Annotated in this window: 11 protein-coding genes; 9 read left to right on the top strand and 2 right to left on the bottom strand. The window is 48.5% G+C overall.

What is annotated here, in order from left to right:
* Window positions 1-40 precede the first annotated feature (40 nt).
* The 7 genes from FN808_RS10570 (at window position 41) to FN808_RS10600 (ending at window position 7,723) form a co-directional block, all read left to right on the top strand.
* Window positions 41-1,807, top strand: coding sequence for a RagB/SusD family nutrient uptake outer membrane protein (locus tag FN808_RS10570; protein WP_142714560.1), 1,767 nt, complete (start codon window positions 41-43; stop codon window positions 1,805-1,807).
* An 84-nt stretch (window positions 1,808-1,891) separates the two neighbouring features.
* The gene (locus FN808_RS10575) at window positions 1,892-3,301 is read left to right on the top strand and encodes a Gfo/Idh/MocA family protein (protein WP_142714561.1); all 1,410 of its coding nucleotides are present in this window, start codon (window positions 1,892-1,894) and stop codon (window positions 3,299-3,301) included.
* Between the two features lie 100 nt (window positions 3,302-3,401).
* Window positions 3,402-4,283, top strand: coding sequence for a PIG-L deacetylase family protein (locus FN808_RS10580; RefSeq protein WP_142714562.1), 882 nt, complete (start codon window positions 3,402-3,404; stop codon window positions 4,281-4,283).
* 113 nt (window positions 4,284-4,396) lie between these two features.
* Window positions 4,397-4,957 carry an RNA polymerase sigma-70 factor gene (locus FN808_RS10585; RefSeq protein WP_142714563.1) on the top strand — a complete coding sequence of 187 codons (561 nt, stop codon included), beginning with the start codon at window positions 4,397-4,399 and terminating at the stop codon, window positions 4,955-4,957.
* 75 nt (window positions 4,958-5,032) lie between these two features.
* Window positions 5,033-5,341, top strand: a complete 309-nt coding sequence (locus FN808_RS10590) for a hypothetical protein (protein ID WP_142714564.1) — start codon at window positions 5,033-5,035, stop codon at window positions 5,339-5,341.
* 179 nt (window positions 5,342-5,520) lie between these two features.
* Entirely contained in the window at window positions 5,521-6,384 is an 864-nt protein-coding gene (locus FN808_RS10595) for an ROK family protein (RefSeq protein ID WP_142714565.1), read from the top strand.
* 73 nt (window positions 6,385-6,457) lie between these two features.
* Window positions 6,458-7,723 (top strand): sugar MFS transporter, encoded by a 1,266-nt coding sequence (locus FN808_RS10600; RefSeq protein ID WP_142714566.1) that lies wholly within the window; start codon window positions 6,458-6,460, stop codon window positions 7,721-7,723.
* Window positions 7,724-7,793: 70 nt separating this feature from the next.
* On the opposite strand, the gene FN808_RS10605 is transcribed toward FN808_RS10600, so the two are convergent.
* Both FN808_RS10605 and FN808_RS10610 read right to left on the bottom strand, forming a co-directional pair.
* Complete coding sequence (locus FN808_RS10605) at window positions 7,794-8,831, bottom strand: S1 family peptidase (RefSeq protein WP_142714567.1); 1,038 nt, start codon at window positions 8,829-8,831, stop codon at window positions 7,794-7,796.
* 112 nt (window positions 8,832-8,943) lie between these two features.
* Window positions 8,944-10,788 carry a cation:proton antiporter gene (locus tag FN808_RS10610; protein ID WP_142714568.1) on the bottom strand — a complete coding sequence of 615 codons (1,845 nt, stop codon included), beginning with the start codon at window positions 10,786-10,788 and terminating at the stop codon, window positions 8,944-8,946.
* 306 nt (window positions 10,789-11,094) lie between these two features.
* Between FN808_RS10610 and FN808_RS10615 the strand changes: the two genes are divergently transcribed.
* A complete protein-coding gene (locus FN808_RS10615) occupies window positions 11,095-11,313 on the top strand; it encodes a hypothetical protein (protein ID WP_142714569.1) in 219 nt (72 codons plus the stop codon).
* Window positions 11,314-11,443: 130 nt separating this feature from the next.
* Entirely contained in the window at window positions 11,444-13,570 is a 2,127-nt protein-coding gene (locus FN808_RS10620) for an amino acid permease (protein WP_142714570.1), read from the top strand.
* The last annotated feature ends 4 nt before the right edge of the window (window positions 13,571-13,574 follow it).

Raw genomic sequence — 13,574 nt, forward strand, 5'->3', positions numbered from 1 at the left:
ATTTGAACGCAGCCAATTTTAAAAATTTAAAATTTAAGTTATGAAGTTAATAAGAATAAGAAAGCTGGTTTTACTGACAACCTTAATGGGATTTGTCGCTTTCCTGAATTCATGCAAGGACAACTTCCTGGTCAACGAGCCGCCGGGGTCGGCTTCTGAATCGGTGATGTCAACCTCCACCGGCGTTGAGAGCCTTTTAATCGGGGCCTATGACATGCTCAATGGTAATGGGTACTTCGGGGGAGCCATGGCTACCGACTGGACCTACGGATCCGGGGCTTCTGATGATACCTATAAAGGGACCACCTTTGGCGACCAGAGCTCATTCAACCAGGTGGAGCGGTACAATACCAATCCCGCCAACCCGTACATGGCAGAGCGGTGGAGAGATACCTACAATGGGGTCTCACGGGCCAATGACGTGCTGACAAACCTGTGGAAGGCCCAGGAAAGCAATGATCCTATAGCAGAAGACCGGGCAAATGAAATCGAAGGGGAGGCCAAGTTTTTGAGAGCCTGGTACCACTTCAAGGCAACTCTGGTGTTCGAGAAAATTCCCTATATAAAGACGGCGGAAGAGCTGGGCGATGTAGCACCTGAAAAAGTGCCCAACGATTCTGAAGGCTGGGAAGGCATTGAAGCCGATCTGCAGTTCGCTATTGACAACCTGCCCGAGGACTCCCCAAAGGGACAACCCGGGCGTGCTGACAAATGGGCGGCTGTGGCACTCAAGGCCAAAGCGCACATGTACCAGAATGAGTTTGACAAGGCCAAGCCGCTGCTCGATCAGATCATTGACAGTGGACAGTTCGAACTGGTTGACAACTATTTCGACAATTACCGGCAGGATACGGAGAATAATGTAGAATCCATCTTTGAAATCCAGGCATCGGTGCAAACGGGTGTTGAGAATAATATCATTATGGCAGGGCCCGCTTCGCACCAAAAGGGACCGGCCGGTGTGGGCTGGGGCTTCTTTCAGCCTTCGCAGGACCTTTTCGAAGCTTTCCAGACGACCGAAGACGGATTACCGGTACTTGACAAGGAGGATCGCGACCCGCTGGCCAATGATATGAATATGGGGAGTGATGAAGAATTCGTGCCGACGGACCACGAACTTGATCCACGCGTTGACTGGACTATTGCCCGCCGTGGGGTCGATTACCTCGGATGGGGTATACACCCGGGCGAAGCCTGGATCCGTGCCCAGAGCAACGGCGGACCCTACATGACAAAGAAGTTCTTCTACCTGCAGGAGTTCAGCGACAATACAGCGGATGGTGGGTTTGATAATCCCCGGAACTTCCGGGCCCTGCGATATGGCCATGTACTGCTGTGGCGAGCGGAAATTGCGGTTGAAGACGGTAACCTGGGATATGCCCGCGAACTGGTGAATATGATCCGTAGCAGGGCTAAAAACAGCGATTATGTCATGGGGCGTGTCACGGATTACACCCTCGACTCTCAGCCTGCGGAGGAAGATATAAACTGGGATGAACCTGCTGCAAACTATGAAATTGAACCGTATCCTGTGGGTTCCGCCGCTTTTTCATCGCAGGAAAATGCACGAAAGGCCGTCCGTCTGGAACATCGTCTGGAGTTTGCAACAGAAGGGCTGCGCTTCTTCCAGCTCCGGCGCTGGGGCATTGCGGATCAGGTGCTGAACGACTATATCCAGAGGGATAGTCAGTTCCGAACCTTCATGCAGGGGGCCAGCTTCGATCCGCAACGGGATGACTACTGGCCCATTCCGCAAAGTCAGATCGATATCCAGAGTGATGTCCTGACACAAGATGAATCCTACTAATAACCGCTAACAACTTTGCAGCTTTCCTCCCCCCGTGATATATAGGGGGAGGAGACTTGCAAAGTGTGGCTAATGCACTGATGCATGTCTGATTCTGATAAATCTGCACGACGTTCTTTTCTAAAAAAAATTGGTATCGCCACTGCTGGAATCTTCAGCACGCCTTTTATTTTCGGAAGCCGTAAGCATCCCCCCAACGCAGTTGTACTGGAACCGGGCGCTGATTCAAATCGATCGCAATCCTATTCCCGGAACGATCAGATTCAGCTTGCCCTGATTGGGGCCGGAAAAATGGGACAGGGCAATCTTCGGGTAGCACTTGAACACGAGGGCGTTGAGCTGGTGGCAGCCTGCGACCTGTATGACAGCCGTCTGAATAGATGCAGGGAACGCTTCGGCAACCATGTTGACACCACCACCGACTATCGTGAGATATTGACCCGTGAGGATGTAGATGCGGTTGTTATTGCGACCCCGGATCACTGGCATAATACTATAGCTGTAGATGCCCTGAACAGTGGCAAGGCTGTCTATCTTGAAAAGCCGATGGTCCAGCATATCGAGGAAGGCTATGGGATCATTGAAGCGGCTGAGGAGAATTCGCAGCCGGTCATTGTCGGCAGTACGTCTACCAGTGACATTGTCTACCGGAAAGCCCGGGAGTTGTATAGAAATGGGCAGATAGGGGAGCTGAATCTGGTGGAGTCTCACTATGACCGCTATTCCGCGATGGGTGCATGGCAGTACTCCATTCCGCCCGGCGCATCTACGGATAACGTTGACTGGGATATGTTCCTGAAGGATCTTCCTGAGATCCCGTTTGATCCCAAGCGATTTTTCAGATGGAGAAATTACCGTGATTATGGTACTGGCGTGGCCGGAGATCTTTTTGTACACTTGTTTTCGGGTATTCACCTGGTTACCGGTTCAAAAGGCCCCGAACGGATCATGTCTACAGGCGGACTCCGATTCTGGAATGATGGGAGAGACGTACCGGATATGATGACCGGGATGTACGATTACCCGGAGACGGAATCGCATCCGGCTTTTAATTTAACACTGCGGGTTAACCTTGCCGATGGATCGGGAGGTGGCCGGATGATGCGTTTTGTAGGATCAGAAGGCGAGATAACTATAGCCGGCGACCAGGTCACATTGAAAAAGGCCAGGCTTCCCGACCGCCCGGGCATGAGTATTTACGAATTCGGATCAGAGGTCCGTGAAGAATACAGGGAATATTATGAGGAGAAATATGGCAAGGAACAGCGTCCGACGGCAACACAGACGGAAGTTGTTACCTACAAGGCCCCGGAGGGCTACAGCTCGCGCTACGATCATTTTGACAATTTTTTCAGGGCCATCCGCAACGGTACAAAGCTGATCCAGGATGCCCGATTTGGTTTGCGGGCGGCTGCACCGGCACTGGCCAGTAACCTGAGTTATTTCCAGAATGAGATGATCAACTGGGATCCGGAGGCGATGCAGCTTGTCTGAATTCAGTGCTGCAACAGATGATTGAGTACGGAGACCGGTTTTTTATGAAAGGATGGACTTACTGTAATTATTAATAATAACAATCGTAAAACAATTTAATATGATGAGAGAAATAAAAAACATACTTGTGCTGACGCTGCTGGTGGGGCTTGTAAGCTCTCCGGCTTTTGCACAACCGGAAACCCCGGTTAGTGAATGGACCGGAAAAACGATTCTGCTTGTGGGTGCTCATCCCGATGACGACTCCAACTCATACGGCACGCTTTCCATGCTGCAGGAGAACGGGAATGAAGTCTATGTATTGTTGATGACGACGGGCAATGTGGGGACAAAAGACCCGGATATGACCCGCGATCGCCTGGCCAAGATCAGGCGTGGAGAAGAACTGCGTGCATTAAATGAGATTGGAATTCCGGAAGAAAACTATATCAACCTCGGCTACAATGATGGTATGCTTGAATTTACCGATCGCAAAGAGGTGGTGCGTCGTCTTGTCAAATGGTACAGAAAACTAAAACCTGATGTGCTGTTTGCCTTTGATCCGGGTTACGGATACCAGAAATGGCTGAAAGCCGACCACCGGCGCGCTTCCTATTTAGCTGTGGATGCTGCACGAGCTGCGGAATGGCGGTTGATCTTCCCCGGCCAGATTACTCAGGATGGCCTGGAGAAGCACTGGATCCAGGAATACATGTTTTACAGCGGGGTGGAGGAGGATAAAAATACTTGGGTAGACATCTCTGGCAAGCATGCCGACAGGAAATTCAATGCGGTATCAAAACATGTCAGCCAGTTTAGCTCGGCGTGGGAAGACTATAATGGTTCCAATCTGGAGGCGGAGGATCTTCCGACGGAAGATCGGAATGAATTTTTGGACAAGATGCGCAGCCGGGTATATGACAATAAGAAAGATGGGACGACGGTCGAAGGATTCAGGTATTACAAAGGCATACCCGATGGCATTGGGCATCGTCGTCATTAACAGACGTACCATGGGCCGCAACGTGCTATACGGGCAGGCATGAGAAGGCGCCAGGCAGAGATGATGGCATTTTGAAATGAATTCTTATTGTTAACATTAACAGATGAGAATATATGAATTCAGAAGAGGAACAGAGGGTAAGGGAAATTCGAAATGGAAATGAGGAAGCCTTTGAAGAACTGTTTTTTGAGTACTATGCCTCTTTGTGCGGCTATGCCTTGAAAATTTTAAAATCACGGGATCTGGCGCGTGATGCTGTACAGGAAGTTTTCCTGAAAATATGGAGAAATCGTGCGAGCTGGAATATATACCGCTCGCTGAAAGTATATCTTTACCAGGCTGTGAGGAATAAATCGCTTGATTTGCTCGAGAAAAAGAACCGACAGCAAAACCTTACCAAAGAATTGTCTGAACAGGCGTTAAACAGTCTGACAAAGCAGAAGATCGAGCAGCAGAAAAAATATGAACAGTCTGATGATGTGCTGCAACTCATCGAGGCCATATGGGATATTGCGGAAGAGATGCCCGAACGACGAAAGACAGTCTTCATCCTGCACCGTCGTAATGGACTCAGCTACAAAGAGATAGGTGATGTCATGGGTATTACCCGGAAAACAGTTGAAAACCATATGGCCCTTGCGCTCCAGACGATACGGGAAGAAATCAATTATTAAATATTAATTTATGTAAATAAATATAAATAGGTCAGATATACATTATTTTTTATTGGATATTTAAAGGTATTAAATATGATTAATCCTATTTTGATCCTGCGTTATTTGTCGGATGACTGTACTCCGGGGGAAGAAAGCGCAGTTGAACAATGGTTCAGAGGGGACGGCCGTAATACTTATGTCATGGAAGAGTATCGTACCATATGGGAATTATCAAAAAGTTCAGAAGTGGATTTTAGAAATTTATTTGATGTGGAAATCGGCTGGCTGGAATTAAGAGAACGTATGTCAGCGAAGTCCGTGCAAATGGACTACGGTAATGTTGAAGAGCGCACTGTTCAGGATGACTTTCCGTTGCGTATCCGGCTTTTCCTGGAAGAGTGAGTGTTGTTGTCTGAAACAAAGGATAAATAGCGGTTCCGCCTGCCCATGTTATTTTATCCTGCCGTTAGTTTGAGTACGAATTGAATACCATCCAAGACTGAGAAGTTTGTTTTCTGCTGGTTATGATATGCCTGTAGTGGATCACTGTATCGATGATTAGTTAAGAGTACAAAATTATTATGGATGATTGCCTGATTGGGATAGATATAGACGCAACGACTATTCGTGTGGCCTGTATACAGGACAATGAAATAGAGAATATGGTATCCGAAGAGATACGGGACAATGAGGATAAGTACCTGATCATCGATCAGATTGCTGTGCTGGTTGACCGCGTGCTTATACCGCAGGTGAGTGGAATCGGGCTGGGAGTGCCGAGTGTGGTGGATACCCAAAAGGGTATCGTATATGACGTGCAGAATATCCCATCCTGGGAGGAGGTCCCTGTAAAGGCAATTTATGAGAAAAAATTTCAGCTGCCGGTTTTTGTCAATAATAATGCCAACTGTTTTGTACTTGGTGAAAAGTATTTTGGCAAGGGACAGTCCTTCGACACTGTAGTCGGACTTGTCGTTTGTGATTCGGGACTGGGAGCCGGAATAATTATTGACGGTATGCTCTATGAAGGCCGGAACTGCGGGGCAGGAGAAGTCGGAATGTTTCCGTATCGCAATTCAATTATGGAGCATTATTGTTCGGGCCAGTTTTTCAGCAGAAGAGAGGGAATAACAGCATTGGAAGCCTGTCGGCTGGCCGCAGAAGGGAATGCCCAGATTCAGGCTCTTTTTGAAGAATTCGGCATTCATTTTGGAATTGCTGTAGAAGCAGTCATCTATGCCTACGATCCGGAAATGATCATCATCGGGGGACCCATCAGCAGGGCATTTTCTTTTTTCAAGGATACCATGTATTCCTCGCTCGAAAGCTTTGCGTATCAGAATTCACTGAAAAAAATTGCCATCGAAGTGACAGAAGACAAGCGAATAACTTTAAAAGGGGCTGCTGCTCTTGTCCTCGAAAATAAATTGAATTGTCAGGTGTAATTAAACGGACGCCTGCTGTCAAGGTCGGCATTCCCAGATATTGAGGTTCTAACTTTAATTCAATCAACATCATATGAAACGGAACTATTACCTCGTAGCACTTATTCTACTTACGTTTTTCGTAATTTCCTTTCTGACCAATATTATTGGTCCGCTTATCCCGGAAATTATTGAAGACTTTGATTTGAGCCTCACCATGGTGGCGGTGTTGCCCTTCTCTTTTTTCATAGCCTACGGGGCCATGTCCATTCCGGCTGGATTGCTCATCGAGCGCTATACGGAGAAAAAAATCATGATCAGCGCCTTTCTGGTGGCATTCAGCGGAGCCCTTCTGTTTGGCCTGTTTCCTGTTTATCTGATCGCGATTGTGTCTCTTTTTCTGATAGGTTCGGGAATGGCGATGCTGCAGGTCGCTATCAATCCGCTGCTTCGTGAAGCCGGGGGAGAAGAGCATTTTGCCTTCAATTCGCAGCTGGGGCAGCTCTTTTTTGGTTTGGCTTCGTTTCTGAGCCCGCTCGTTTATTCCTATCTGGTGGTTAATCTGGAGAGTGGCGTTACCGAGGGCATCCTGCTATCGGTACTGGCAGCGATGGTACCTTCCGAATTGCCCTGGATATCACTCTACTGGATTTTTGCTTTAGTTTCACTGTTGATGGTCATCATCATATCGATTTCCCGTTTTCCGGAAGTGGAGCGGAAGGAGGATGAGAAAGTAGGGGTGCTGGAAACCCTGGAATTGCTCAAGCGCCCGATGGTCTGGTTTTTCTTCCTGGGTATTTTCTGTTATGTGGGATCCGAACAGGGCGTCGCCAACTGGATTTCCGAGTTTCTCTCTACCTACCATGGCTATGATCCCCAGACCACCGGAGCCAGTACCGTCTCATGGTTCTGGGGTATGATGACGGCTGGAACAGTGCTGGGACTATTATTATTGAAGGTCATGGACAGTCGCAGGGTGCTGATTAGCTTTACCACCGGGGCCCTGGTCTGCTTGACCCTGGCTCTGTTCGGAAGCGGATCTACAGCCCTTTATGCCTTCCCGGCTATTGGTTTTTTGATCGCCGTTATGTGGCCGGTTATCTTTTCACTGGCATTGAATTCAGTGGCCGAAAGCCACGGCTCATTCTCCGGGATCCTGGTGACGGGCATTGTTGGAGGAGCCGTTGTACCACTCATTGTGGGCACCCTCGGCGATATGATGGGCCTAAAGTTTGGTATGTTTTTCCTTTATCTCACCTTTGGCTATATCCTGAGCATCGGTTTCTGGGCCGAGCCCCTGGTCACCAATAAGACCATTGAATTTTCCACCCAGAAACGTGACAAACAAGAAGTGGGCTAATAATAGATGACGGGCGGCAGGGATGAGCAGGAAATGCCGGAACTGAGCCTGAAATGATGGGCCTGTTAGCCTACAAAGCAAAACGATGTCGGCTGATCACCCTGCTGTTTTTATCAAGGAAAGAACGAATTTCACTGATGGGTATGGCCTGAGTAATGCCATAAGCAATCCTGTTTTTTTGCCCAAGAAAGATCTGGTCAGTATAGGGACGAATGACACCGGCCTGAACATCCTCTTCACTGTCGGGATAAGGGAGCAGAACTGTTTCCTGGGAGGCGGTGGCAGAGCGGGCCATGCCAAGCCATTCAAAACTTCTGAAATGGTCTCTGCTGCCGATAACGAGACCGCCGCTAATGCCGGGGTTGAACAGGGCGTCCATGATAAAAAAGCGGTGGGGGGGATTCCCGCGCGTGCTGGCTATGCCGCGGGTTATCATGGGAAATCCTTTTGGATAGCCCAGCACATATAAAAAGGAACCCAGCCTGAGATGCTCCATCTGTCCCATAGGGAAGCGGAGGGCCCGGTGCTGCGACTGGGTATCGGGATTGAGGGTTGTCGACAGGAGAGCGAGGTCCGAGAGCCTGTCTTCGGCAATAATTTCGAAATTTGTCAATTCGCTGACGGTGAACAGCAGATTGGTCTGTCTCCTTTTAATACTTATGGATTCGATATAGGTGTTTTGTTCGTAGCCCTCATCGATGAAATAATTGATCAAGGTATCCGGAGAGGTAACTGAATGGGCACAGGTGATGAGCAGAGCCTCGCCGTTGTCATTAAGGTCGAGGATGATAGAAGTGCCCGCTGTACTTTCATCATCGCTGTATTGCTGAGAGGCTATCTCTTTCAGATTGCTTGTTCTCACATCCGACAGACGGACCTCCGGTTTGTCGAAAACATAGGTATTGTAATGAGACGTTGATACAATCCGGATGAGGGACTCCTGTGCGTCCTCAAGCTGATCGGAGATGTCGCGGTGTGGAAAAGCTGTCGTGTAGGTATCCGGCTGGCCGGTGCGGGCAGCAGAAACGGACGATTCTTGGGGAACGCTACAGGAAGTAACCCACAGGGTTAGGAAAAAAAAGGATGTAAAAGCCACGTACTTATCCATAGTAGCCAGATTGGGTTCATGCCTATCTATAATATATGAAAACTCTCCCTATAAGTAGCAAAATCAAATCTCTGGCAGTACATTAGCCGGTTCTTTTGGGTGTACTGAACGACTAGGTCGCAGATTTTTCCTCTCTGGCCATACTGAACAGCTGGGGATCCATGCCTTTCTGAATGGCTACATAGAGAATCAGGTCTCCCTCGGCGGGAACCGGAGGATTGTCCACGGTGAAGGGCACGACGGTAGTACCAGATTTTATCAGGAAAAGGGGAACCGGGTGTTGTTCCGTATTGTCACCCAGCTTATCAAAGGTATGATCTGCCGTTACTTCATGAGTTGTAATCTCGTGATTATTTCTGAAAATCCTGGAGAGCCATTCAAAATTCAGTTTATCGTGAAATAAAATTCGTCCGCTTAAATTACTGCTTACATCCTTGTTGTCAGCTTTTCCGTGGGTATTGGGGGGGAGCTGGTACACATGGGAACGTCCGAATATTTCACTGAACCTCAGAGCGGCCAGCGAATTGACCTCGTCATTGGGAGTCAAGGCCAGCAACTGCCCGATACCATCGAGGTTTATCTCTTCAAGGGCATATTCGGAAAGCACATTGCCATGGTAATGCGGGATGTCCTGTGCTTTCGCACTGGCGATATTTTTCCAGTTTGAATCCGCTATCATAACCCGTATGCCCGCTTTTTGAATAGCATTGGCCACCTTGAGCGCCCAATCGTGACCGCCGAGAATGAGCACGCCGTTTGGCACCGGTTTGGCAACACCCAGCTTGCGGGCCACCCATGAAGCCGGAAGACCGTAGATGGTTACCGTGCTGATGATGACCAGGAATACAATAGGTACCAGCTGGTCGGCTTGTTCAAAGCCATTTTGAGCGAGGGTAATGGCAAAGATGGAGGAGATGGAAGCGGCCACCACACCGCGCGGCGCCATCCACGAAAGAAAGAGTTTCTCACGCCAGTTGACTTCGGAAAATAAGGTCGACACATAAACCGAGAGAGGGCGGGCGATGAAGATGAGGATAAAAAGAAATGCAACCAGGCTCCAATCCAGATTAGCGAGCAGACTGCGCAGCTCCACGCGAGCCGCCAGCAGGATGAAGAGGGCAGACAAGAGCAGTACCCTGAGATTTTCCTTGAACTCGGTTATATGGTGGATATGGGCCGACTTCTGGTTTGCCAGTGCAATCCCCATCAGGGTCGTTGCCCAGAGGCCCGATTCGTGCTGCAGCATATTGGAAATGGTAAACACGGTAACCACGATCATAAGGCTTATCGGGTTTTGAAGATAATCGGGAAGCATATGCCGCTTCAGCAGGAAGTACAGCAGGGCCGCCCCCCCGAAGCCCGAAAGCGTACCAAAAAAGATCGTTTTGACAATACTCATTACGGCCAGGCTGGTTGCCGCCGTCAGACTTGTGCTCAGGATAACTTCAAAAACCAGCACTGCAAGCATGGCCCCGATTGGATCTATGATGATGCCTTCCCATTTGAGTATGGAACCGACCTGTCCCGACGGGCGCACCTGGCGCAGCAGCGGGATGATCACAGTAGGACCGGTCACAACCAGAATAGCCCCCAGCAGGATAGCGAGTTCCCACCCAAAATCAAATAGGTAGTGTGCCGAAACAGAGGTGACAACCCAGGTGAGAATAACTCCGATGCTGACGAGGTTGCCTATAACACCGCCCACATTGTCCAATTCACTGAAGCGCAGGCTCAGTCCCCCTTCAAAGAGGATGATGGCTACCGCCACCGAAACAAAAGGAATGAGCAGGTCTCCCATTAATACATCGGGTTCGAGCACGCCCAGCACCGGCCCTGCCAGCAAACCGGAAATCAAGAGAAGCAAAATGGCAGGCAGCTTCAGCCGCCATGCCACCCATTGCGCACCTACTCCAAAGATGAGAATACTTGTAATACCTACCAGTAAATGTCCTTCCATATAAAAATTGCGTTGTGCCCCGATTACCCGAGCGTCGCATCCAAGCTTTTGATGAGGATGAAAATATATAAGGAATTCGTGTACAATGTTAACTAAAAATTTGGGACAATGTCAGCGATTGTTAAAAATCATGTGAATAACGTATTTTGTATAAAAAGAGTGAAAAACATGTATAAATTAGCTAATGGTTAAATTTAGTTAAAATAATGAAGAGCATATTTATAAAAGGAAGGAATGATTTATCTTTGGCTAGAGTTTTTTCAGTCTTATTTCTGCTGTTAAAATATTATATTAATCACAGTCGGTATGGATCGTCAGCTGCGAAATAAAGTAATAACGGAAGTTATCTGGTTGGCAGGACTTCTGTTTATTTCTGCAATAATTGAATATGTTTTTATATTATTACTCGACCTGCATCCCATCCTGAGCGTAAAAATTCAGGTCGTTATAGGTCTGACAATCATTGGGTATGCCATTCGCATGGCAGCTCGCCTGGTGAGTTATTTCAAAACATCTACTGATTGATATGAATAGTGTAACAATTTGTCTGGAATAAATTTATCAGCAGTGGATCTGCCGAACTAAAGCTGTTTCTTTCCATTCTTTACAGCTGCAAAACAAATAAATAATATCAATACAGAACGTTAAAGAATTTATGGATCATCAAAAATTAGAGAAACAACTGGGACTATGGGATGTATACGCCATAGCAACCGGGGCAATGTTCAGTTCGGGTTTTTTCCTGCTGCCGGGCATCGCCGCCGCCGAAACCGGTCCGTCGGTATTCATCGCCTATCTGGTATCCGGGCTGCTGGCACTTCCGACCATGTTCAGTATGGCTGAGCTCGCTACGGCCATGCCCAAAGCGGGGGGGACCTACTATATTATTGACCGCAGCCTTGGTCCCATGATTGGCACAGTGGGGGGGTATGGGTCCTGGCTGGCGCTGGTCCTCAAGAGTGCTTTTGCCCTGATTGGGATGGGAGCGTATCTGGGTATTTTCTTTGATATTCCCATCATCCCTGTTGCCATTGTGCTGACCCTGGTGTTTGGCATCCTCAATGTCGTCGGCGCCAAGGAAACCACCGCTCTTCAGAAGATCCTGGTGGCCGCCCTGATCAGTATCATGATCTTCTATATCCTGCAGGGACTGTTCTCGATTTTTTCAATGGATTTTGTGGAAATTACAAAGACCCAGTTCACCCCGCTCTTCACCAACGGGGCCACAGGCTTCTTTGCCACGGTGGGAATGGTCTTTGTTTCTTATGCGGGCTTGACCAAGGTGGCCAGCATTGCTGAAGAGGTAAAGCAGCCGGATAAAAACATCCCGTTGGGGATGATCCTCTCGATCATGTCGGCCATTTTTGTTTATGTGTCCGGGGTCTACATTATGGTGGCTGTTCTCGAGCCCTCGGAATTTCGGTCAGACCTTACGCCGGTAGCCACCGCGGGTGAGGCCTTCATGCACTGGCTGCCGGGAGAGTCGGGCGTTCTTCTGGTTGTTATCGCCGCTGTTGCTGCTTTTGCCTCCACCGGAAACGCCGGTATTATGTCGGCTTCAAGATATCCGCTGGCGATGGCGCGTGATAAACTGCTTGACGAACGCTTCGCCCGTATCAGTACGAAGGGAACTCCTATCATTGCTATTGTTGCGACAACACTGATGATGATTTTCTTCCTTGTGGCCTTCAATGTGGCCGAGGTTGCCAAATTGGCCAGTGCCTTTCAGTTGCTGCTTTTTGCCCTGCTGAACCTTGCGGTTATTGTTATGAGGGAAAGCAAAATTGAGGAATACGACCCGGGGTTCACCTCCCCGCTGTACCCCTGGCTACAGATTATCGGGATGATCTTTTCTGCCGTACTTATTCTGGAAATGGGTCTGCTTTCCATTCTCTTTACGGTAGTGGTAAGTATTTTCGCGGTCGGATGGTACTATTACTACGCCTATGGGAAAATTGATCGGCAGGGAGCTATTTTCCACGTACATGCCCGCCTGGGTGAAAAGAAGGATTACGGGCTGGAGCGCGAGATGAGAGGCATCCTGCGGGAAAAGGGGCTTCGCGAGGACGATCCCTTCGAACGGGTGGTCTCCCAGGCTATTGTCATAGATGAAAGCAGTACCGAGTTAAGCTATAAGACCATTATTAAAAGAGCATCAGAAAAGCTGGCTGAACGGCTGACTCTGGATGCGGAGGCCCTGTTTGATAAGTTCTGTGCCACGCACAATACGGGGGCCATCCCGCTTGGTAACGGGGCGGCAATCAATCATGTACGTATTAACGAGGATCTGCCCTCCGAGATGGTACTGGTCCGGATCCCTGAACACCTGTCTGTTTCTACGAAGGATTTTGATGTTCTCAATGAAGATAAAACCGGGGAGGTGGAAAATTTACGCGCTATTTTCTTCCTGGTGAGTTCTTCAGAGAACTCCGGTCAGCATCTGCGAATTTTAGCACATCTTGCTGAAATGATCGACAATAAACACTTTATTGACCGCTGGAAAAAGGCTTCCAATGATACCGAACTTCGCGAGATATTGCTCAGGGACGAGCGATTTATCAACATCAAAATATCCTCCGTCAACAATACCCAGAAGCTGATTGGGAAAAAAATAATGGAAATTGACCTGCCGGGTGAAAGCCTTATAACCATTCTGAAGCGAGACGGGGAAATCAAGATCCCCCATGGAAGTACGGTTATCAGGGAGGGGGACGAATTATCCATTATCGGCGAGGTTGAAGATATAAGCCTGATAAAAGAATGGAAAAAGGTCGACGAATAACAGA

This window comes from Fodinibius sediminis (assembly GCF_900182555.1).
In the GTDB taxonomy this organism is placed as follows: domain Bacteria; phylum Bacteroidota; class Rhodothermia; order Balneolales; family Balneolaceae; genus Fodinibius; species Fodinibius sediminis.

Bases quoted from the DNA above. Each gene is read 5' to 3' on its own strand.
- FN808_RS10590 (WP_142714564.1), top strand. From the start codon at position 5,033: ATGATTAATCCTATTTTGATCCTGCGTTATTTGTCGGATGACTGTACT.
- FN808_RS10585 (WP_142714563.1), top strand. From the start codon at position 4,397: ATGAATTCAGAAGAGGAACAGAGGGTAAGGGAAATTCGAAATGGAAAT.
- FN808_RS10595 (WP_142714565.1), top strand. From the start codon at position 5,521: ATGGATGATTGCCTGATTGGGATAGATATAGACGCAACGACTATTCGT.
- FN808_RS10610 (WP_142714568.1), bottom strand. From the start codon at position 10,788: ATGGAAGGACATTTACTGGTAGGTATTACAAGTATTCTCATCTTTGGA.
- FN808_RS10620 (WP_142714570.1), top strand. From the start codon at position 11,444: ATGGATCATCAAAAATTAGAGAAACAACTGGGACTATGGGATGTATAC.
- FN808_RS10615 (WP_142714569.1), top strand. From the start codon at position 11,095: ATGGATCGTCAGCTGCGAAATAAAGTAATAACGGAAGTTATCTGGTTG.
- FN808_RS10570 (WP_142714560.1), top strand. From the start codon at position 41: ATGAAGTTAATAAGAATAAGAAAGCTGGTTTTACTGACAACCTTAATG.
- FN808_RS10580 (WP_142714562.1), top strand. From the start codon at position 3,402: ATGATGAGAGAAATAAAAAACATACTTGTGCTGACGCTGCTGGTGGGG.
- FN808_RS10605 (WP_142714567.1), bottom strand. From the start codon at position 8,831: ATGGATAAGTACGTGGCTTTTACATCCTTTTTTTTCCTAACCCTGTGG.
- FN808_RS10575 (WP_142714561.1), top strand. From the start codon at position 1,892: ATGTCTGATTCTGATAAATCTGCACGACGTTCTTTTCTAAAAAAAATT.
- FN808_RS10600 (WP_142714566.1), top strand. From the start codon at position 6,458: ATGAAACGGAACTATTACCTCGTAGCACTTATTCTACTTACGTTTTTC.